General features: G+C 75.9%; 16 protein-coding genes and 1 pseudogene. 12 read left to right on the top strand and 5 right to left on the bottom strand.

The features are described 5' to 3' along the window. Positions 1-19 precede the first annotated feature (19 nt). A complete protein-coding gene (locus tag K353_RS12845; RefSeq protein WP_111553724.1) occupies positions 20-628 on the bottom strand; it encodes a DNA-binding response regulator in 609 nt (202 codons plus the stop codon). An 85-nt stretch (positions 629-713) separates the two neighbouring features. Here K353_RS12845 and K353_RS12840 point away from each other — a divergent pair, with 85 nt between their 5' ends. From K353_RS12840 to K353_RS12825, 4 genes are all read left to right on the top strand, one after another. Then, positions 714-1,448, top strand: a complete 735-nt coding sequence (locus K353_RS12840; protein WP_199528081.1) for an ABC transporter ATP-binding protein — start codon at positions 714-716, stop codon at positions 1,446-1,448. After that, the gene (locus K353_RS12835) at positions 1,448-3,904 is read left to right on the top strand and encodes an ABC transporter permease (RefSeq protein ID WP_111553895.1); all 2,457 of its coding nucleotides are present in this window, start codon (positions 1,448-1,450) and stop codon (positions 3,902-3,904) included. Before K353_RS12840 ends, K353_RS12835 begins: the two co-directional genes overlap by 1 nt. Positions 3,905-4,340: 436 nt before the next feature. Next, complete coding sequence (locus tag K353_RS12830; protein WP_233533542.1) at positions 4,341-6,809, top strand: WYL domain-containing protein; 2,469 nt, start codon at positions 4,341-4,343, stop codon at positions 6,807-6,809. Positions 6,810-7,161: 352 nt separating this feature from the next. After that, positions 7,162-7,491 (top strand): carboxymuconolactone decarboxylase family protein, encoded by a 330-nt coding sequence (locus K353_RS12825; protein ID WP_233533541.1) that lies wholly within the window; start codon positions 7,162-7,164, stop codon positions 7,489-7,491. A 10-nt stretch (positions 7,492-7,501) separates the two neighbouring features. On the opposite strand, the gene K353_RS12820 is transcribed toward K353_RS12825, so the two are convergent. After that, positions 7,502-8,188: a hypothetical protein gene (locus K353_RS12820; RefSeq protein WP_111553721.1), complete on the bottom strand. Its 687-nt coding sequence runs from the start codon at positions 8,186-8,188 to the stop codon at positions 7,502-7,504. 107 nt (positions 8,189-8,295) lie between these two features. On the opposite strand from K353_RS12820, the gene K353_RS12815 reads away from it, so the two are divergent. Then, positions 8,296-8,931: a TetR/AcrR family transcriptional regulator gene (locus tag K353_RS12815; protein ID WP_111553720.1), complete on the top strand. Its 636-nt coding sequence runs from the start codon at positions 8,296-8,298 to the stop codon at positions 8,929-8,931. 326 nt (positions 8,932-9,257) lie between these two features. On the opposite strand, the gene K353_RS12810 is transcribed toward K353_RS12815, so the two are convergent. Further along, positions 9,258-9,479, bottom strand: a complete 222-nt coding sequence (locus tag K353_RS12810; protein WP_100837429.1) for a hypothetical protein — start codon at positions 9,477-9,479, stop codon at positions 9,258-9,260. Positions 9,480-9,929: 450 nt separating this feature from the next. On the opposite strand from K353_RS12810, the gene K353_RS12805 reads away from it, so the two are divergent. Together K353_RS12805 and K353_RS12800 are read left to right on the top strand one after the other, a co-directional pair. Beyond that, on the top strand, positions 9,930-10,133 hold the full coding sequence (locus K353_RS12805) for a cold-shock protein (protein ID WP_111553719.1): 204 nt from the start codon (positions 9,930-9,932) through the stop codon (positions 10,131-10,133). Positions 10,134-10,446: 313 nt separating this feature from the next. After that, entirely contained in the window at positions 10,447-11,865 is a 1,419-nt protein-coding gene (locus K353_RS12800) for a DEAD/DEAH box helicase (RefSeq protein ID WP_111553718.1), read from the top strand. 331 nt (positions 11,866-12,196) lie between these two features. Here K353_RS12800 and K353_RS12795 read toward each other — a convergent pair whose 3' ends face one another. Continuing rightward, positions 12,197-13,075 carry a ketopantoate reductase family protein gene (locus K353_RS12795; protein WP_111553893.1) on the bottom strand — a complete coding sequence of 293 codons (879 nt, stop codon included), beginning with the start codon at positions 13,073-13,075 and terminating at the stop codon, positions 12,197-12,199. Here K353_RS12795 and K353_RS12790 point away from each other — a divergent pair. From K353_RS12790 to K353_RS12780, 3 genes are all read left to right on the top strand, one after another. After that, positions 12,992-13,957, top strand: coding sequence for a LysR family transcriptional regulator (locus K353_RS12790; protein WP_111553894.1), 966 nt, complete (start codon positions 12,992-12,994; stop codon positions 13,955-13,957). The two genes, K353_RS12795 and K353_RS12790, sit on opposite strands and share 84 nt — an antisense overlap. 141 nt (positions 13,958-14,098) lie before the next feature. After that, the gene (locus K353_RS12785; protein ID WP_233533540.1) at positions 14,099-15,289 is read left to right on the top strand and encodes a hypothetical protein; all 1,191 of its coding nucleotides are present in this window, start codon (positions 14,099-14,101) and stop codon (positions 15,287-15,289) included. 155 nt (positions 15,290-15,444) lie between these two features. Further along, positions 15,445-16,686: a metallophosphoesterase gene (locus K353_RS12780; RefSeq protein WP_370447594.1), complete on the top strand. Its 1,242-nt coding sequence runs from the start codon at positions 15,445-15,447 to the stop codon at positions 16,684-16,686. Between the two features lie 7 nt (positions 16,687-16,693). Here K353_RS12780 and K353_RS12775 read toward each other — a convergent pair whose 3' ends face one another. Then, positions 16,694-17,620, bottom strand: a complete 927-nt coding sequence (locus K353_RS12775; RefSeq protein ID WP_111553716.1) for a LysR family transcriptional regulator — start codon at positions 17,618-17,620, stop codon at positions 16,694-16,696. Between the two features lie 272 nt (positions 17,621-17,892). On the opposite strand from K353_RS12775, the gene K353_RS12770 reads away from it, so the two are divergent. Continuing rightward, positions 17,893-19,866 carry a lamin tail domain-containing protein gene (locus K353_RS12770; protein ID WP_233533539.1) on the top strand — a complete coding sequence of 658 codons (1,974 nt, stop codon included), beginning with the start codon at positions 17,893-17,895 and terminating at the stop codon, positions 19,864-19,866. 155 nt (positions 19,867-20,021) lie between these two features. Continuing rightward, positions 20,022-20,381 (top strand): annotated as a pseudogene (locus K353_RS37165) (DUF6882 domain-containing protein); the annotation flags it as partial. Positions 20,382-20,603: the final 222 nt, after the last annotated feature.

Genomic DNA, 20,603 nt, shown 5'->3' with positions numbered 1-20,603 from the left:
CCGCGGGGGCCGGCGGCGGTCAGAGCCAGCCGGTTTCGCGGGCGATCCTGACGGCGTCCGTGCGGTTGCGGGCGTTCAGCTTGCCGACGACCGCGGTCAGGACGTTGCGCACCGTGCCGGTGGACAGGTGCAGGCGGGCGGCGATCTCGGGCGGCTCGGCGCCGCCGGCCAGTTCGCGCAGGACGTCGTTCTCGCGGGGGGTGAGCGGGTTGTCCGCCAGGTCCCAGGCGGCGACGGCCAGGGCCGGGTCCAGCACCCTTCCTCCGGCCGCCACCCGGCGGATGGCCGCGACCAGTTCGGCGGGCGGCGCGGTCTTCAGCAGGAAGCCGTCGACCTTCGCGTCCAGGGCCCGGCGGAGCAGCCCGGGTCGGCCCAGTGAGGTCAGCACCAGCGTCCGGCAGGCCGGCAGTTCCTCCTTCAGCGCGGCGGCCGCCTGGAGGCCGTCCGTCCGACCCGGCATCTCGATGTCCAGGACCGCCACGTCGGGGTGGAAGACCCGGGCCCGGGGCAGCACGTCGTCCGCCGAGTCCGTCTCCGCGACGACCTCCAGGTCGGGTTCCAGCCCGAGGAGGGCCACCAGTGCCCCGCGCACCACGTGCTGGTCCTCGGCCAGCAGGAGTCTGATCACGGCCCGACCCTACCCGTGACGACGTCACGGGTGCCGCGTGATCCCTTCCCTGGGAAGGGAGTTCGCGGGCCGGGAGGCTGGAGGCATGAGCGAAGCGATCACGTTGGACGCCGTGAGCAAGGTCTACGGCAAGGGGCGGGGCGCGGTCGCCGCGCTGCGGGAGGTGACGGTGCGGCTGCCGGCGGGCGGTTTCACCGCGGTGATGGGGCCGTCCGGTTCGGGCAAGAGCACCTTCCTGCACTGCGCGGCGGGCCTGGACCGCCCGACCGCCGGGACCGTCCGGCTCGGCGGCACCGACCTGTCCCGGCTGAGCGAGAAGGAGCTGACCGAACTGCGGCGCGAGCGCGCGGGGTTCGTGTTCCAGTCGTTCAACCTGGTCTCCGCGCTGACCGTCGAGCAGAACGTCACGCTGCCGCTGCGGCTGGCCGGGCGCCGGGCCGACGCCGGACGGCTGGCGGAACTCGTCCGCCGGGTGGGCCTGCGGGAGCGCACCGGCCACCGGCCGGGCCAGCTGTCCGGCGGCCAGCAGCAGCGGGTGGCGATCGCCCGGGCGCTGATCTCGGACCCCGAGGTGGTGTTCGCCGACGAACCGACCGGCGCGCTGGACACGATGACGGCCCGTGAGGTGCTGGTCCTGCTGCGGCAGACCGTCGACGAGTTCGGCCAGACCCTCGTCATGGTCACCCACGACCCGGTCGCCGCGTCCTACGCCGACGAGGTGCTGTTCCTGGCCGACGGGCGGGTCGCCGACACCATGACCGGACCGACCGCCGCCAAGGTCGCCGACCGGATGATCCGGCTGGGGGCGTGGAACCGGTGATGCTGGGACTCGCGCTCGCCACCCTCCGGCACCGCCGGGCCGGGTTCGCCGGCGCCTTCGTCGCCCTGTTCTGCGCCGCGGCCCTGGTCTGCGGCTGCGGGACGCTGCTGGTCACCGGCCTGGTCGGCAGCGTCCGGCCGGAGCGCTACGCGGCCGCGCCGATCGTCGTGTCCGGCGACCAGGAGGTGCACGCCGCCGTGGACAAGGGGAAGGGCAAGGTCAAGGAGAAGGCCAAGCCGATCGCGGACCGCGCCTGGGTGCCGGCCGCCCTCGCGGAGCGCGTCGCGGCGCTGCCGTCGGTGCGGGCGGTCGCCACCGAGGTGACCTTCCCGGCGCTGCTGCCCGGCGGCCTGGACCGCGGTTCGTGGGGCCACGGCTGGGAGTCCGCGCCGCTGGCCGGTCTCGCCCTGGCCGCCGGCCGCGCGCCCGCCGCCGACGACGAGGTGGTCGTCGACGCGGGCACCGCGGCCCGGGCGCACCTGACGCCCGGCTCCGCCACGGTCGTCCGGGCTCCCTCGGGAACGCTGGGCGTGCGGGTGGTCGGGGTCACCGCGCGGGGCTTCGACAGCCAGGCCGCGGTCTTCTTCACCACCGGCCGGGCCCGGACGCTCGCCGGCCACGACGGGCTGGTCAGCGCGATCGGCGTCTTCCCGTCCGCGCCGACGGCCGCCGCCGACGTCCGGGCGCTGCTGGCGGGCGCCCCGGGCGCGGTGGTCCGCACCGGCGACGACCGGGGGCGGGCGGAGTTCCCGGACGCCGCCGGGGCCGGGGTGCGCCTGGTCAGCACGGGCGCCGTGCTGGCCGGCACCTCGCTGCTGGTCGCCCTGCTGATCGTGGTCGGCACCTTCGGCCTGTCGATCCGGCAGCGGCAACGGGAGATCGCGGTGCTGCGGGCGGTGGCCGCGACCGGGCGGCAGGTCCGGAGGATGATCGGCGGCGAGGCGCTGGTGCTCGGCCTGTCCGCCGGGACTCCGGGTGCCGCCGCCGGTCTGCCGCTGGGCGGTTGGCTGTACGGCCGGTTCGTCGCGCTCGGCGTCGTCCCGGCGAACCTGCCCGTGGTGTTCTCGCCCGTCCCGGCGCTGGGCGCCGCGGCCGTCACGCTGGCGGCCGGCTGGGTGGCGGCCCGGATCTCGGCGCGGCGGGCGACCGCGATCAGGCCGGTCGAGGCGCTCGGCGAGGCGGAGACGGAGCCGCCGCGCCTGGCTCCGGTCCGGATCGGCTTCGGGGTGCTGGCCACGGCCGGCGCGACCGTGCTGACCGCCCTGCTGACCGTCCTGCACTCCGACCAGGCGTCGACCCCGGTCTGCTTCCTCGCCGTGCTGCTGTGGTGCACGGCGCTCTCGCTGCTCGGTCCGCCGGTGGCCGGAGCCGGGGCGGCCGTGCTGTCCCTGCCGCTGCGCGTGTCCCGGACCGGCGGCTGGCTCGCCGTCCAGCACCTGCGGGCCGGGGCGCACCGGCTGGCGTCGGTGGTCGTGCCGCTGACCCTGCTGATCGCGATGGCCTGCACCATCCTGTTCACCCAGGCCACCACCGGGCACGCGGCCGCCGCCCAGCGCGAGCGCGGCAGCACCGCCGACTTCGTGGTCGGCCCGCACGCCCCGGCCTCCGCCGCCGAGGCGCTCGCCGCGGTGCCGGGCGTCCGGACGGTGACCCGGGTCCTGCACAGTCAGGTCCGGGACGGGCTCACCCGGCGCGGCGTGCAGGCCGTCACCCCCGGGCGGCTGGCCGACACCCTGGACCTCGGCGTCACCGCCGGCGACCTCGACCGGCTGGCGGACGACACGGCGGCGGCCGCGGACGGGCTGGGCTACCGGCTCGGCCAGCGCGTCCGGCTGACCCTCGCCGACGGCACCCCGGCGGAGGTGACGGTGGTCGCGCTCTACGGCCGCGGCCTGGGCTTCGGCGACCTGACCCTCGCGCACCACCTGGTCGCCGCCCACGTCGACGTGCCGCTGGACGACGAACTGCTGGTCCGCGGCGACGGCCTGACCCGGCAGGCGCTCACCGCCGCCCTGCGCGGCGACCCCGGGCTCGGGGTGCTCGACCGGGCCTCCGCCGCCGCGACGGACCGGTCCGGCGCGCAGATCGGCTACGTCATGCTCGGGCTGATCATCACCTTCGTGGCCATCGCCGTCGTCAACACCCTGGCCATGGGCATCGCCGACCGCCGCCACGAGTTCACCGCGCTGGCCCTGGCCGGTGCCACCCGCCGCCAGATCCGGCGGATGCTCGGCTGGGAGACCACCGCCGCCGTCACCCTCGCCACCGTGCTCGGCCTGGCCGTCGCCCTCACGGTGCTCGGCACCTACGCCGAGGGGATCACCCGCGGCACCGCCGGGGCGGCCGTCCCCGTTCCCGAACTCGCCCTGGTCCTCCTCGGCACGGCCTCCCTCGCCGCCCTCGGCACCTGCCTCCCCGCCCGCACCACCCTGCGCCGACCGCACCGCCGATCCTGAGGGGACCCGGCCGGGCGGCACGAGCCGGTCCGCGGGGCCGGTCCCTGGTCTCTGGTCCGGGTTCCGGTCCCGTTCACCAGCGGTGTACGGGGGTTCGACCGGAGAGGCGAGGTGCCGGTGGTGGATGACCCGCTCGGACTCGGTCGGCCCGGGGCCCTTGGGGGTGAGGGCGCCGCGGGGTGCGTGGAGGGCGTGGAGATCCGGGTCTGCGCCGGCCCGACGCCGGGCCCTGCTGTCACCGGGGCGGGGGCACGGCACGGGCCGGGGCGTCGGTGCGCTGGGGGCCGGGCGGGGGCGGCCGGAGGGCGGGGGGTGGTTTTCGGGGCTTCGTCGTACCCCGCTCGCGGGGGTGCGCCATGCTGGGGGTCGCGGGCGGGTCCGGGAGGGTGGGGCGGCCCGGTGGGTGCGGTGTTCCGTCGGTGGGGAGGGTGGGTCGGTGCTGGCCGGGTGGTTGTACGGGCTGGGTGCGGCCGGGTTGGAGCGGGTGCTGGTGGCGCGGCCGGATGCCGCGGTGGCGCCGGAGCCGCGGTCGGTGGGGGAGTTGGCGGAGCGCCTTGAGCGTCCGGCGTCGGTGGCGTTGGCGTTGGCGCGGCTGACGTTGCCCGGTCTGCAGGTGGCGGAGGCCGTCGTCGCGCCGGCGTCCGGGTCGCGGGAGGAGTTGGCCGGGCTGCTGGACGCGGTGGACGGCGACCGCGCCCGCGGGTTGGACGCGGTGCTGGAGGAGTTGGCCGACCACGCCCTGGTGTGGCCGGCCGGCGAGGGGTTGTTGCGGACGGCGGCGCCGCTGCGGAACACGTGGGGTTCGCCCCTGGGGCTCGACGCGCCGCTCGGGCGGCTGTTCGCGGGCGCGGCCTCCGACGAGCTGGGCCGCGTACTGGCGAGGCTCGGCGTCCGGCCCTCGGCCAACCGGAAGGCGGCGCGGCTGGCGGCGCTGGTCGAGCACCACAGCGATCCGGTCCGGGTCGTCGCGCTGGTGGCCGGGGCGCCCCCGGCGGCCCGGGAGCTGCTCCGGCGGCGGGCGCACGAGGCCGCGGACCGGTCGGGCGCCATCCTGTTCGGGGGCCCTCCGTCCGGTGCCCGGCCCGGTGAGCGGTGGGCCCTGGAGCGGGGGCTGCTGGTCGAGGACCGCCACCGCTACGGGCCGGCCCGGATGCCCGCGGAGGTGGCGCTCGCGCTGCGCGGCCCCGACTGGCACGCCCCGTTCACTCCCGTCCCGCCCGAGGTGCGGTCGGCACCGGTCACCGGTCCCGGCGTCGAACGGGAGGCCTCCGCCGCCGCGATGGCGTTCACGGCCGCTGCCGTGGCCGTGCTCGGGACGTGCGCCACCGCGCCGCCGGCCCGGCTCAAGTCCGGTGGGGTCGGCGCGCGCGAGCTGTCCCGGATCGGCAGGGCGGCGCGGTGCGACGAGAGCGTGGTACGCCTCGTGCTGGAGGCGGCGGGCGCGGCCGGCCTGCTGGCCCCGGACGGCGACCGGATGGCGGCGACCGCGTCCTACGACGCCTGGGCCGAGCAGGACCCGGCCGGCCAGCTCGCCGTGCTGCTCCGGGCGTGGTGGGAGCTCCCGCGGACCCCCGGCGGGAGCCGCGACGAGGACGGGAAGTCCCTGCCGGCGCTTGCCGGAGCACCGCCCTGCCAGGGCTGCGTCCAGGCCCGGCACGGGCTGCTCGCGGCTGCGGCGCGGCTCCCGGCCGGCGAAGGCGCGGTGCGCCCGGCAGCCCTGGGGGAGCTGCTCGGGTGGCTGCGCCCGCTCGCCGACGGGCTCTCCCAGGACGCCACGCCGTTCGCCACCCTGATCCGGGAGGCGGAGCTGCTCGGCGTGCTCGCGCTCGGAGCGGTGTCCCCGCTCGGGGCGGCCCTGCTTGCCGTCGCTCCCGGCGCTCCCGAAGCCCTCGACGCCGCCGGAGCCCTCAACGCCGCCGGAGCCCTCGATGCCGCCGACGCCCTGGCCGACGCCTGCCGGCGACTGCTGCCCGCCGCCAGCGCGACCGCCCGCTTCGGCAGCGACCTGACGGCCGTGGTCGCCGGCACCCCGACGACGCGCCTCCGTGCGCTGCTGGACTCCGCCGCGGACCGGGAGAGCTCCGGTGCGGCGTCCGTGTGGCGGTTCAGCACCGGGAGCGTCCGCCGGGCCCTCGACACCGGCCTCACCGCCGACGCCCTCGTCGCCGACCTGGCCGCCGCCGGCGGGCCGCTCCCCCAGCCCCTCTCGTACCTGGTGCACGACACCGCGCGCGGCCACGGCCGGGTGCGCGTCGCCTCCGCCGCCTGCGTGGTCCACGGCGCGGAGCCCGCCCTGCTGGCCGAACTGGCCGCGCACCGCGGGCTCTCCCGGCTCGGCCTGCGGCAGCTGGCGCCCACGGTGCTGCTCAGCCTGACCCCGCCGGACGAGACGCTCGCGGCCCTGCGCGCCGCGGGCTACGCCCCCAGCGCCGAGGAGCCCGACGGGTCCGTCCGCATCGAGCGGACCCCGCGGCAGCGGGCGACGAGCCCCGTTCCGTCCCCGCGCCCGCCCGGCGGCAGGCCCCGCACCCGACGAGCGGCCGTCCCCGCCGCGGGCGGCCGGACGGGCGTCGACCTGCCGGCCCTGGCCGCCCGGCTCGTGGACGCCCCGCAGGACGTTCCGGAGCCCGATCCCTGGGACGGCCGTCCGTACCACAGCGACACCGAGGAGATCATCGCCGGGAGCGCCCGGAACCTGTCCTTCACCGACGCCCGCCAGCTGGCCCACGCCGTGGACGAAGGGCGGCGGATCACCGTCGAGTACACCGCCACCTCGGGCAGCACGACCGTCCGCACCCTCAGCCGGCTCGAACTCGACGCGCCCTACCTCCGGGCCTGGTGCCACCTGCGGGACGCCGAGCGGGTGTTCACCCTCTCCCGCATCCACGGCGTGATGCCCGGGTAGGCCGGGTGGCCCGGACAGGCCGGACAGCCCGGTGGCCCGGGGCGGGGTGGCCGGGGTCGGCGTCGGTCGGGCCGGTTCCGGGCCGTCAGCTGCTCGCGGAGGGTGGGGCAGGTGACGATGCCGGCCGGGGCGCGACGGCTGCCGCGCGCCCGGTGGTGGCGGTCGGGGAGAGCGTGGAGGCCGAGATCGCCGCCGCGGCGATCGGCGGGGCCGTGGACTTCCCGGCGGGCGCCCCGGCGGCCGTCCGGGCCTCGATCGCGCGGGTCGCGGCCTGACCGACCGCACCTTCGCCGAGCGTTCCGAAGCGCTGCGGGAGCGCTACCGCACGACGCTCGGAGCCGTCCCGCCCGCCGTGGAGGACCGGCTGCGGCCGGCCCGAGGCTTCGGGCGGCCCTCCACGGAGGAGGCGTCCACGGCGCTGCGCCACCTCGTCCTGGCCGACAGCCCGCTCGGCGACCGCGTCCAACAGCTGGTCCACTTCGGCCAGTTGCCGGCCCGTTGCCGGGCGGAACCGGCCCGGATCCACGCCCGGGGCGCACTCCACGCGGGCGCCGGGATCGCCGACCTGATCGGGGTCGCGGAGACGGCGCTGATCACCTCGGGCACGCCGTCCTACCCGCTCGGCCTGGAGATCGCCGCCGAACTCCGGCCGGACGACGACGACCACGGGCCGGTCCGCTGACCGCCGCCGCTCAGGGCTGGTGCGGACCGGGAGGGACGGCGGTGGGGCGGGCCGGGCGGAGCCGGTGGCGGACGGCCCAGGTCGCTGCGGCGAGGGCGAAGCCGTAGGCGGAGACCAGGCCGTGGCCGTTGTCCTGGGCGAGCCACATCGCGAGGCCGAGCACCGGGACGCCGGCGGCCAGGGCGATCTCCTTGGGGAGGCGGGTGCGGGTGAGGAGGGCGAGGGCCAGGGTGGCGCCCAGGAAGTAGGTGGCGCCGGAGCTGCCGGCGAAGTTGCGGGGGTCGGTGCCGGGGCCGTCGCCGAGGCCGAGCAGGGCGTCGACCCGGCCGGGCAGCAGGACGCCCGCGAGGAAGAGGACGAGGGTGAGCGGGCCGCCCCAGTACCACTGGGCGAGCGCGGCGACGGCGGCCAGGGTGAGGAGGTTCCACAGGCCGCCGAACAGGCCGCCGTTCTGCATGAACACCGAGGTGAGTTCGCGCCACCAGCCGGACTTCGCGGGGTCGGCGTCGAGCGCGTCCATCGCTCCGGACCACGTCAGCTGGAGCAGGACCCCGGCGACGGCGGTCGCGGTGAGGGCGATCGCCGCCCAGGGGAGCGGTCGTCCGCGCAGGGTGTCGCGGCCGAGCACCGCGAGGCCGCAGTTGAGCATCATGACCATCAGCGCGGCCGTGGTGACGTTGAAGACGATGGCCCCCATGTCCCGTTCCTCCCCCTGTCACGGTGTTTCCAACACCGTTCGAAAACCCGTGGCGCAAAACTAGCACGATTTTCGAACAGTGTTGGAAAACCTTGTACGGTGGGCCCATGAAGCTCACCAAGGAGCGCATCGTCGACGCGGGCATGGCCGTCTTCGCCGAGGTCGGCTACCAGAACCTGTCCATGCGCCAGGTCGCCGACCGGCTGGACGCCCACGCGGGCAGCCTCTACTACCACGTGCGCGGGAAGGAGGAACTGCTCGCCCTGATGGCCGACCGGGTCTGCCGCTCCGCCTACGACGCCGGCAGCGCGGCCCTCGCAGCCCTCCCGCCCGGCGCCGACTGGCCGGACCGGGTGGCGGTCCAGGCCACCGCCCTGCGGCTGAGCATCAAGCAGCACCCCGGCGGCGCCCAGCTCCTCGCCGAGAGCCCCGGCACGCTCAGCACCGGCGCCCTCGCCCTGATGGAACGCCTGCTGCGCACCCTCCTCGACGCCGGACTGCCCGCCGACCACTGCGCGGTCTGCGCCGACACGCTGCTCAGCCACGTCACCGGCTTCGTGCTCCAGGAGCAGAACCAGCCCGCCGCACCGCCGTCCGTCACCGCCGAGCGCTACGCCGAACTGTGCGAGCGGTTCCCGCTGCTGATGGGCCCGTCGATGCCGCGCCTGGGCCAGGACGAGAAGTTCACCCGGAGCGTGCGGCTGCTCTGCGCCGGTTTCGCCGCACCCGTTCGGGAGGGGTGAAGCCGGACGGGGTGGGGCCGGGCGGGGTGGTGCCGGGCGGCATGAAACCCGGACGGCGGGAGAGAAGCCCGGACGGCGGGAGAGAAGCCCGGGCGGCGGGAAGCGCGGGCCCGCCCGCGGGCCGTCGACTCCGGGGCCCGGGAAGGTTCGTGGCACGCCTGCGCGTCGGCACCGGTGGTGCTCGGTGCCGACGGTCGGCGGGTGACACCGGGGCCGTCTGGCTGCTCAACCGACTCCGGCGTCACCGGGCGCCTGCCAGTGCCGCGGCGGCCCAACCACGGCCGCCGCGAGGCGGACGTGCGGGCGGGCGGCGCGGGGGTGCCGGGTCAGAGGTTGAACATGCCGGTGAACGGCTGGACGACGCGCTCCTGTCGTGATCCGAAGTCGACCAGCACCGCGGTGTCGCCCTCGACGCCGATGACCCGGCCGAGGCCGTAGGCGTCGTGGGTGACGCGGTCGCCGACGGCGAAGTGCTTGCGCGGTGCCTCGGTCCTGGCTTTGAAGGGGCTGGTGGGCAGGTGCCGGCGGACTGCTTCAGATTTTTTCATCCACTCCAGTATGCGCCGCGGGGAACGGGGTTGGGACTCCTCGGGCCACCCGAATTCCGCGGAGCCCGAAATTCCGGGTGTGTCGGACGACACTCCCGGGCGGCTCGGGCCCGGGAGCCGGCCGCCGGGAGGCGCCGCCGCGCTGCCCGGCGGCCGGTGGTCTTCGCAACTCGACTCGGAGGCAGTCCAGTTGACCGGACCGGCGGCCCGGGGGCGGTGACCCCGGGCGACCCGCCGGAAAATTGGCATGGAGTCTTCCGCCCGCCGCGGCCCCCGGGCTGCTACAGTCGAGGTAGTTGCAGTAGTGGTTCCCATGAACTTTGTGTGCGCCCGCTCGTGTAGCGGGCGCATTTTTGTTTTCCGGCGTTTTTTCCGGGCGGGCGCTCATCGCGGTGACTCGGCTTCCGTAACGTGCGGATGCCGGAAAGTCCCTTGAAGGAGATTTTTTACATGGCTAATGGCACCGTGAAGTGGTTCAACGCGGAAAAGGGCTTCGGCTTCATCGAGCAGGAGGGTGGCGGCCCGGACGTCTTCGCCCACTACTCGAACATCCAGGCCAACGGCTTCCGCGAGCTGCTCGAGGGCCAGAAGGTCGAGTTCGACGTCACGCAGGGCCAGAAGGGCCCGCAGGCGGAGAACATTCGCCCGCTGTAGTTCCTACTGCCGCGGCACCCGCCCGGCGGCGGAGGGCCCGCACCGTGTGCATCACGCCCGGTGCGGGCCCTCGCGCGTTTCCACCCCCCCTCCGGCTGCTCCGGCCCGTTCCCGGCCGCCGACGGCCCTCCCGCGCGAAGGCGCGGCAACACGCGGTGCCGTGTCCGAACCGGTGCCGCGTCCGAATCGGTACCGGACCCCGTGGTCCGGGGTTCACCGGGCCCTCGCGGCCCGGGGTCCGAGGTCTTCCGCTCCCGCCCGTTCGGTGAGCGCCGACCGCACGTCAGGCGCCGTCCAGAGGAAGGCCTCCCGCATGAACCGTTCGACCCGTCCCAGTCGCCCGCCGTTCCAGCACTCCGGCTCCCGGCCCGCCGCGGCGGGTGGTGCCGGACGTGCCGGGCACGAGTTCGCGATGCCGGTGAGCACCACCCCGGCGCTGCCGCCCGTCGAGTCCTTCGACCAGCTGGACCTGCCGAAGGCCCTGCTGTCGGTGCTGGCCCGGCGGGGCGTCACGGCGCCGTTCCCGATCCAGGGCGCGACGCTGCCGAACGCGCTGGCCGGCCGCGACGTGCTGGGCCGGGGGCGGACCGGCTCCGGCAAGACGCTGGCCTTCGGCCTGGCCGTGCTGGCCCGCACCGCCGGACGGCAGGCCGAGCCGCGCAGCCCGCTGGCCCTGGTCCTGGTGCCCACCCGTGAGCTGGCCCAGCAGGTCGTCGAGGCGCTCACCCCGTACGCCCAGGCGGTGCGGCTGCGGCTGGCGACGGTGGTGGGCGGGGTGCCGGTCCGTCGGCAGGCGCAGGTGCTGAACCGCGGCGCGGAGATCGTGGTGGCCACGCCCGGCCGGCTGGGGGACCTGATCGAGCGCCGGCTCTGCCGGCTGGACGCGGTCGAGGCCACCGTGCTGGACGAGGCCGACCAGATGGCCGACATGGGGTTCCTGCCGCAGGTCACCGAGCTGCTGGAGCAGGTCGCCGAGGGCGGCCAGACGCTGCTGTTCTCCGCCACCCTGGACCGCAACGTCGACCGCCTGGTGCGGCGCTTCCTGAAGGACCCGGTCACCCACGCGGTGGACCCCTCGGCGGGGGCGGTCAGCACCATGGAGCACCACGTGCTGCACGTGCAGAACGCCGACAAGGACGCCACGATCGCCCACATCGCCGCCCGCGACGGCCGGGTGATCATGTTCACCGACACCAAGCACGGCGCGGACCGCCTGGTGCGCAACCTGCTGGCGAGCGGCGTCAGGGCCGCGGCGCTGCACGGCGGCAAGTCCCAGCCGCAGCGCACCCGGACCCTGGAGCAGTTCCGGTCCGGGCAGGTGGCCGCGCTCGTCGCGACCGACGTCGCCGCCCGCGGCATCCACGTCGACGGCCTCGACCTGGTGGTCAACCTGGACCCGCCCGCCGACCACAAGGACTACCTGCACCGCGGCGGACGCACCGCCCGGGCCGGCGAGTCCGGCACCGTCGTCACCCTGGTGCTGCCCAACCAGCGCCGCGGGACGGCCCGGATGATGAGCACGGCCGGCATCACCCCCGTCACCACCAGGGTCCGGGCCGGCGACGAGGAGCTCACCCGGATCACCGGCGCCCGCGTCCCCACCGGCGTGCCGGTCGCGATCCCCGACCCCGTGATCGAACGCCCCCGCAACAACCGGTCGACCGGCCGCAACCGCTACGGGCGCCCCGCCGGCGGAACGCGCGGCGCCTCGCCCCGGCCGTACAGCGGGTGAACCCCGGCGGCGCCCGTCACGCGGCGCCCGGGTGGCCGCCCAGCGCCGTCCGGTGCGGGGACGCGGCGCCGCTCGCACAGGAACGGCGCGGCGTCGTCGCCGGTGGGGCCGCCCCGGCGGGCCCTCCGTGCGCGCGAGAGGGCGCGCGCCGTGGCCCGCACGCCGGAGCGTGAGCCCTCGACCGGCGGCGGCGGGCCCCCGGCCGGCCCGCCGCCGCGACCGGCGGCATGATCAGCGGCGGCCCGAACCGCCCCTCGCGGTCGAGCGGCATCCGCGGCGGGCGCTCCCCGGCCTCCGCCGTCCGGCCCGGTGCCGCCGGCGGGTCGGGTGGTCAGGAGAGGGCGGCGACCAGCTGGGCGGTGGCCGGGGTGGGGACGTGGTGGGCGGCCCCGGCGCGGAGGACGGCTCCGCCGATGGCGTCGAGTTCGAGGGGGCGGCCGGCTTCGGCGTCGCGCTGCATGGAGGACCTCATCGTCGCCGGGAAGCGGTCGAAGAGGGCGAGCAGGTCCTCGGCGTCCGCCGGTGCCCCGGCCGCGCGGGCGACCGCGGCGACCTCGTCGAGGACGGTGAGCAGTTCGGGGCGGTGCCGGTCGCGGACGGTGCCGACGTCGGTGCGGTGCCGGGTGGTCAGCAGGGCGAACGGGGCGAGGAAGGAGAGCTTGTTCCAGAGCACCGTGCTCTCGTCCGGGCCGAGGGCGACGCCCGGTCCGGCCGCGCGCAGCGCCTGCGCGAACGGTTCGAGCCGCTGGTCGGGGTCGGCGAGGACCAGGTTGGCGAACGGGCTGGTGTGGGCGATGCGGCCGGGGGCGGTGCGGGTGGCCTCGATCTGGATGGTGCCCGCGACGACCCGGGCGGCGGGGAAGCGGGCCCGGAGCACGGCGAGGTGGTCGACGCCGTTGAGGAGCGGGACCACGACCGCCGAACCGAGCAGGTCGGCCGGGACGCGGTCGAGTGCCTCGGCGAGCGAGGTCTGCTTGACCGTCACGAAGAGGGCGTCGACCGGCTCGCGCAGCACGGTGTCGGCCGCCACCGCCGCGGTGAACTCCCCGTACTGCTCGCTCTCGACGTGCAGTCCGTCCGCGCGCAGGACGGCGGCGGTCCGGTCTCCGGCCAGGCAGACGACGCGGTGTTCGGCGCGGTCTGCCGGAGCGGCTCGCTCAGCGGGGCCGCGCGTGACCTGGGGTGCACGCAGTCGGCGGTGAGCCAGCACGTGAAGCGGCTGGAGCGGGAGCTGGGCCTCAGCCTGTTCGAGCGGCAGCCGCGGGGGGTGGCGCCGAACCCGGCGGGGCGGCTGCTGCGGGGCGCGGTGACCGAGGGGCTGGGGCTGATCGACCAGGCGGTGCGGCGGATCGAGGAACTCGCCCGGGCCGAGGGCGGGTCGGTGCGGGTCACCACCGGGGCGACGACCGTGCGGCACTTCATGGCCGCGGCGGTGGTGGACTTCCGGCGCCGGTTCCCGCGGGCCAGCCTGGAGTTCCAGACCGAGACGTCCAGCCGCGGCTGTTTCGACGCGCTCGCCGCCGGGGCGGTCGATCTGGCCTGGATCACCCTGCGGCCGGCCGGCGGGGACGTGGAGCAGCGCGCCGTCGTCCACCTGCCCTGGTCGCTGGCGGTGGCGGCCGGGGACCCGCTGGCGGACCGGGCCCTGGTCGAGCCCGCCGACCTGCAGGACGTCCGGCTGATCGGGCTGCCGGAGAACTCGACCGCGCGCACCCAGCTCGGCGGGTGGCTGGCCGGGTCGGGCATCCGGCCGGTCTTCGACACCAGCGTCACGGACTGGGACACCGCGATCCTGCTGGCCGGACTCGGGCTCGGCCGGGCGGTCGTCCCCACCCTGCCCGAGTGGACCGGCCCGGGCCACCCCGACCTGCGGCTGGTCCCGATCCCGGCGCTGCCCCCGCTCACGGCGGGCTGGGCGGTCCGCCGCTGGGACGCCCTCTCCCCGCTGGCCCGGGCCTTCGCGGACACCGTCGCCGAGCACTGCGCCCGCCGGGACGGCCGGGCGACGGAGAGCCGGGCGACGGAAGGCCGGACGACGGAGAGCCGGGCGGTGGAAGGCCGGACGACGGAGAGCCGGGCGGCGGGAGCCTGAGCGCGGAGGCGGCCGGGCGGCGGAATGGGACGTACCCGTTGCGAACCCGTCGGCGCGCGCCTAGCGTGAGGGGCCGTTGATCCGTCCACGGGGGAGGGAAACGACCTGATGGTCATTCAAGTACGGAACGCAGCAAGGGCTTTGGTCGCTGCCGGCCTGCTGTTCACCGGTGTGCTCACCGCCGCGCCGCCGGCCACCGCCGCCGGCACCCTGACCGCGCCGACCACGATCCCGGCGTCCGACTTCACCCTCACCGCGGACTACCACCAGTACGACGCGCTCGACGCGGCGCTGGTCTCGACGCTCGGGACGAGCGCCGTGCACACGGTGATGGACCACGCGAACCACGACCGGCAGGGGCTGGCGTCCTCCTTCTCGGTCGCCGGGCTGTCCACCGGCTTCCGGTTCGACGACGGCGACGACGGCGACTGCCAGAGTTTCCCGCAGGGCATCACCACCAGCCGGGACGCGGTGGGCACCGCGAACAGCGGCAACTACGACGGACACCAGCTGGTGCTGGTCAGCTGGTACACGGCGGACGCCTGCAAGGGCGAGCACCAGCGCAGCCGGATCACCCTGGTCGACTGGGACGCCACCTATCCGAACAAGTACCGCAAGATCCTGCTGGTCGAGCCGACCGGCACCCCGGCCGCGCCCAGCTTCGAGGACATCCCGATCCACGCCGGCGGGGTCTCCTGGTACGGCGACCACCTGTACGTCGCCGACACCACGGTCGGCATGCGGGTCTTCGACATGCGCAAGATCCTGAACACCGACACCGGGGGCACCGCCGACCAGATCGGCCGCCAGTCCGGGTCGGTCTACTACGCGCACAACTACGCCTACGTGCTGCCCCAGGTCGGCACGGTCACGGCGCACACGCCGTCCTCCGTCACCGCGCTGGCGTGGTCGTCGATCTCGCTGGACCGGGTCAGCAAGTCGATCGTGACGACGGAGTACACCTGCCCGACCACCGCGCCCTGCGCGGACTTCCCCGAGCGCGAGCCGCGCGCCGTCCGCTTCCCGTTCGCCCCGGGGGCCACCACCTTCGCCGCGTCGACCACCGCGAGCCAGGCGCTCCGGCTGCCCTGGTACCACCTCAACGGCGTGGCCTCGCACAACGGCCGGTGGTGGTTCAACTCCTCGGGCGAGAAGAAGCTCTCCTACTGGACGCCGACCGCCGGGTCCGCCACCTTCGCCTGGGTGGGCGGCGGCGAGAGCCTCTCCTACTGGGAGGACGCCACCGGGCCCGACCTGCTCTGGTCCCTCCAGGAGACCACCGGCAACCGCAACGTCTTCGCCGTCACCCAGGCCACCTACGGCGGCGGCTGAGCCTCCCCCGGCCGCCGCGCCGCCCGTCACCGCACCACGGGCTACCGCCTCCCCCGCGCGTGCGCGAGACTCGGCATCACCCTCCCGCACGGAGCCCGCCCGGATCGTCTGCTGACCGGGCACGTGCCCGAGGGGTACGCACAGGAGGCGGCACGGTGGCGGAGAGCGGGACCCTGGACGGGACGGACACGGCGGGCGGGACGGACGCCGCGGGCGGTGGCGGGCGGGCCCGGCGGGCGGGGGTGCGGCGGTTGGGCGTGCTGGTGCTCGTCCTGGTGCTGCTCTGCCTGCCGCCGTGGTGGACGCTGCTGGCCGCCGGGGCCGACTGGCCGCTGCCGGTGGTGTCGGCGGGTACGGCGGTGCTGCTGGCCTGGATGGTCGGCTTCCCGTTCCTGATGGTCGCGGGCCACCGCTCGCGGGCGCGCGACGACCGGGCGGCCCGGATCGCGGACACCAGCCTGGGCGTGGTGTGGGTGCTGTTCACCTGGTCGGTGCTGGGCGGCCTGGCGGACCTGCTGCTGGCCGGGTTCGGCGTCGGCGGCACCGGCCGGGCCCGGGTGGTCGCGGCGGCCGTCGTCCTGGTGTCGGCCGGGCTGCTGGCCTGGGGGCACCACGAGGCGATGCGAGTGCCCCGGGTGCGGCGGCTGGACGTCCGCCTGCCGCGGCTCGGCGCCGGGCTGGACGGGACCAGGGTCGTGGTGCTGGCCGACACCCACTACGGGCCGATCGACCGGGCGGCCTGGTCGGCGGAGGTCACCGAGGCGGTCAACGCGCTGGGGGCGGACGTGGTGGTGCACGCCGGGGACATCGCGGATGGCACGCCCGACCAGCGCCGGGAGCAGTCCGCGCCGCTGGGCGCGGTCCGGGCCGCGCTGGCCCGGGTGTACGTGACGGGCAACCACGAGTACGGCGGCGAGGCGCAGGGCTGGCTGGACCGGATGGCGGAGCTGGGCTGGGAGGCGCTGCACAACCGCCACGTGGTGGTGGAGCGCGGCGGGGACGCCCTGGTGCTGGCCGGGGTGGACGACGTCACCGCGGCGTCCTCCGGCGAGGACGGGCACCGGGCCGACCTGTCCGGCGCGCTGGCCGGGGCGGACCCCCGGCTGCCGGTGCTGCTGGTCGCGCACCAGCCCAAGTACGTGCCGCAGGCGGTGGCCGCCGGCGTCGACCTCCAGGTCTCCGGGCACACCCACGGCGGCCAGATCTGGCCGTTCCGGTACCTGGTCCGGCTGGACCAGCCGGTGGTGCAGGGCCTGAGCCGGCACGGGGAGCGCACCCAGCTCTACACCAGCCGGGGCACCGGTTTCTGGGGGCCGCCGTTCCGGGTGTTCGCGCCGAGCGAGATCACCCTGCTGACGCTGCGCGCGGGCGAGGGGACCGGCGGGGCCGCCGGGTGACGGCGGCTCAGCGGGCCCAGGACGGGACCCAGGCGCCGGCCGGGGCGGCCGTCGCGGCGGCGGCGAGGTGGGCGCGCAGCGCCGGGAGCGCGGGGTGCGGATCGTCCCGGTGGTGCAGCAGGGAGTGCGGGTAGACGGGGACGGGGTCGGTCACCGGGATGCGGCGCAGGCCGTGCCCGGTGGGCCAGACCAGCCGGGTGTCCTCGCCCATGAAGGTCGCCAGGGCGGGGGTGTCGGCGATGGTGTCGAGCAGCGCGTCGGAGCCGAAGTTGGGGCCGGTCGACTCGATGGTCAGCCCGAACTCGTCCGCCAGGGAGGCGTAGTAGGCGCCCCACTCGCTGCCGGGGAGGAGGCCGGGCATCCAGATCCGGTGCCCGGCCAGGTCGGCGAGCGGCACCGCGCGGGCGGCGGCGAGGGCGTGCCCGGGGCCGGTGAGCAGGTGCAGCGGCTCGTCGACGACCCGGACGGCGGTCAGGTCCTCGGGCAGCGGCCGGCCGGGCATGGCGACGGCCCGGAAGGAGGCGTCGACGCTGCCGGAGCGGATCGCGGCGACGGCGCTCTCGATGTCGAGCAGCATCACGATGTCCAGCTCGACGTCCGGGTGGGCGCGGTGGAAGTCCCGCATCAGCCGGGAGGCCGCGCCGCGCGAGTTGATCACGTCGACGCGCAGCGGGCGTCGACCGGTGCGGACGGAGGCGGCGGCCCGGTCGGCGGCCCGCAGCAGGGCGCGGGCGTGCGGCAGGAACGCCTGGCCGTCGATGGTGGGTTCGGCGCCGCGCGGGGTGCGGGTGAACAGCCGGACGCCCAGGTCGCGTTCGAGCCCGGCGATCCGCTTGGAGACGGCCTGCTGGGTGATCGCCAGGTCGGTGGCGGCCTTCTGGAACTGGCCCGCCTCCGCGACGGCGACGTAGGTGCGCACGGCTTCGAGGTCCACGGCGGGCCACCCTACCGAACAACGGACGGTTGTGGGCCGGTCGTCGGTCTCCGGCGGTCCGGGCGGGGGTGACGCAGCGGCGGGACCAACCGTCGTCCGTGCGGCGGACGGCCGGGTGCCGCCGCCGGGGCCGGGACCGGGTGCCGCCGCCGAGGCCGGTGGCCGGTTCCGGGCGGTCCGGCTGCCCCCGAACCTGGCGTTCCGGCGGGGAGCGTCCGGGATTCAGCCGCCGTACACGCTGTCTCCACGTCGGGTCGCCAGAGTTCCGGCCCGTGCCTAACTCACACTCGCGTGTCGGCGTCGCCTCCGTGTGCGCCGCGTCCCTGACGTTCTCCGGGCTGATCGCCACCGGGCTGCTCGTCGCGCAGCCCGCCGCGGCGGCCGACCCGTCCGGCTACCAGAACGTGCGCATCAACGAGGTCACCTCCAACGGCAACGACACGGTGGAGCTCTACAACGGCGGCCCGGCGGCGGTGAGCATCAGCGGCTGGAAGATGTCCGACGACGGCTTCTCCCCGCAGTCCTTCAGCCCGTCCGCGAGCAGCATCCCGGCCGGCGGCTTCGTCACCTTCAACTCGCCCAAGGGGCTGGGCGACTCCGACAAGGTGGTGCTCTACACGGCCGGCGGCACGGTGGTCGACCGGGTCGACTGGGCCACCGACAAGGCCAAGCCCGCGATCGCCCGCTGCGGCGGCGACGGCACCGGCGGGTGGGTCACCGCCACCACCGCGGCCACCTTCGGCTCCGCGAACGCCGCGGGCTGCCCGGCCTCCGTGCCCGCCGCGAGCCGGGTCCGGATCAACGAGGTCGGCTCGGACGGCTCGGACACCGTCGAGCTGTACAACGGCGGCACCAGCGCCGTCAGCATCGGCTCGTGGAAGTACGTCGACGGCGACACCTCGCACTCCGCCGCCTCGATCTCGTCCTCCTCGCCGAGCGCGACCAGCATCCCCGCGGGCGGATACGTCACGTTCAACTCCACCATCGGGCTGGGCGACAACGACGCGCTGTTCCTGCTCGACGGCAGCGGCAACACCGTCGACTCGGTCACCTGGGCGACCGGCGGCGCCAAGCCCTCCGACGAGCGCTGCGCCACCGGCTTCCAGACCTCCGCGAACGCGACCTTCGGCGCCGTGAACTCCTGCGCGGGCAGCACCCCCGGCGGCGGCACCGGCGGCACCCCCACCGGCCACCTGCTCGGCGGCGGCGGCTCGCTCACCAGCGGCTGCGCCCCCGAGGCGCCCGGCGGCACCGGCGCCAAGCCCGCCGGCACGTCGGCCTGGCCCGGCGGCCTCGACGTCACCATCGCCGACAACGTCTGCGCGTTCACCACCTCCACCGGCCCCGAGGGCCGGGACGTCAGCGGCCTGGCCTTCGACCCGGCCAACCCGTCCGTGCTGTGGGCCGCCAAGAACAAGAACTGGTTGTACAAGCTGGTCAAGAGCAACGGCAAGTGGGTCCCGGACGCCACCTGGAGCGCCACCGGCAAGCAGATCCGCTTCGCGGGCGGCACCGGCGAGCCGGACTCCGAGGGCCTGACCGTCGGCCCCAACGGGCACCTGTACGTGACCTCCGAGCGCGACAACACCAAGAACACCGCGCCCAAGGACACCATCATGGAGTTCGACCCGGCCGCGACCGGCAGCACCCTGACCCCGCTCCACCAGTGGGACATGACCTCGCAGTTCCCGCAGCTCGACACCGGCAGCAAGGACGACGCCAACCTCGGCTTCGAGGGCGTCGGCTACGTCCCGGACAGCTGGCTGACCGCCGGCGGCTGGACCGACCCGCTCACCGGCTCCGCCTACAACCCGGCGAACTACCCGCTGCACGGCGCCGGCCTGTTCTTCGCCGGGCTGGAGTACGACGGCACCCTGTACGTCTACGGCCTCAACTCGAACGGCACCTTCACCACCTTCGGCACCGTCTCCACCGGCAAGCCGGGCGTGATGGACGTGACCTTCGACGCCGGCACCCAGCGGATCGTCGCCACCTGCGACAACACCTGCGGCGAGACCCACACCTTCCTGAAGGTCGGCGCGAGCGGCGCGATCGTGCCGGACGTGACCTACACCAACCCCGCCGTCATGCCGGTCGACAACCTGGAGGGCTTCGCCCTCGCGCCGACCTCCACCTGCGCCAACGGCTTCCGCGAGGCGGTCTGGAGCGACGACGGCGTCTACGGCTTCGGCTCCGGCAGCTCCTCGTACGGGCACGCGCTCTACAGCGGCACCTTCCCCTGCTGAGCGCACCGCCTCCCGAGCGCACCGCCTCCTGAGCGCACCGCCTCCTGAGCGCACCGCCTCCTGAGCGCACCCCCTTCCGAGCAGACCGGGCCCCGACCGCGCAGCACACCGCGGCCGGGGCCCGTCGCCCGGGACCGGGTCGCTGGGGTGTCCGGATGGCCACGACCTTCGCCGGGTCCGTCCTGCGCGCCGCCGAGCCGCACGCCGCCTGGGACGCCGAGCAGTTGGAGGCGCTGGAACGGGCGCTGCCGGCCGCGCCGCGGACGGCCGACCTGACCGAGTGCGCCCACGAGACCGGCGGCCGGACGCTGCGGGTGGGCCTGCTCGGGACGTACGACCCCGAGGGGCGGTCCTGGCTGTGGGGCTGGGCCGAGCCAGGCTTCGGCGGGGCACCCGTGACGGCCGCCTCCGCCCAGGTCGCGGAGTCCGGACGGGCGTACGGCGTACCGGAGTCGGCCGGACCCGGGATCGACCTGTCCGGTTTCGCCGACCCGCGGCACGCGGCGGAGGCGCCGGCCTTCACCGGCATGGGCGTGCTCGGCGCGCCCGGCTACATCGGGCAGGAGGCCGGGCCGCAGACCCGGGTGCACTTCGTGCCCGAGGACCCGGCACTGCCGTCGGCGCCGCTCGATCCGGTCACGGTGCCGCGCTTCCTGCCGACCGGCGCGGGGCTGTCCGGTCACGACACCCGGGCCGTGGTGCGCGGCTACTTCGCTCACCACGGCGTACCGGTGACG

It is taken from the genome of Kitasatospora sp. SolWspMP-SS2h, from assembly GCF_003259315.1.
GTDB lineage: Bacteria > Actinomycetota > Actinomycetes > Streptomycetales > Streptomycetaceae > Kitasatospora > Kitasatospora fiedleri.
Note: the sequence above shows the minus strand (reverse complement) of the source record. Positions and strands in the feature narration are given on the sequence as shown.

What these genes read in the sequence shown, in the direction of transcription:
- K353_RS12840 (WP_199528081.1), top strand. Translation starts at nt 714, where the DNA reads ATGAGCGAAGCGATCACGTTGGACGCCGTGAGCAAGGTCTACGGCAAG.
- K353_RS12805 (WP_111553719.1), top strand. Translation starts at nt 9,930, where the DNA reads ATGGCTAATGGCACCGTGAAGTGGTTCAACGCGGAAAAGGGCTTCGGC.
- K353_RS12810 (WP_100837429.1), bottom strand. Translation starts at nt 9,479, where the DNA reads ATGAAAAAATCTGAAGCAGTCCGCCGGCACCTGCCCACCAGCCCCTTC.
- K353_RS12835 (WP_111553895.1), top strand. Translation starts at nt 1,448, where the DNA reads ATGCTGGGACTCGCGCTCGCCACCCTCCGGCACCGCCGGGCCGGGTTC.
- K353_RS12815 (WP_111553720.1), top strand. Translation starts at nt 8,296, where the DNA reads ATGAAGCTCACCAAGGAGCGCATCGTCGACGCGGGCATGGCCGTCTTC.
- K353_RS12820 (WP_111553721.1), bottom strand. Translation starts at nt 8,188, where the DNA reads ATGGGGGCCATCGTCTTCAACGTCACCACGGCCGCGCTGATGGTCATG.
- K353_RS12800 (WP_111553718.1), top strand. Translation starts at nt 10,447, where the DNA reads ATGAACCGTTCGACCCGTCCCAGTCGCCCGCCGTTCCAGCACTCCGGC.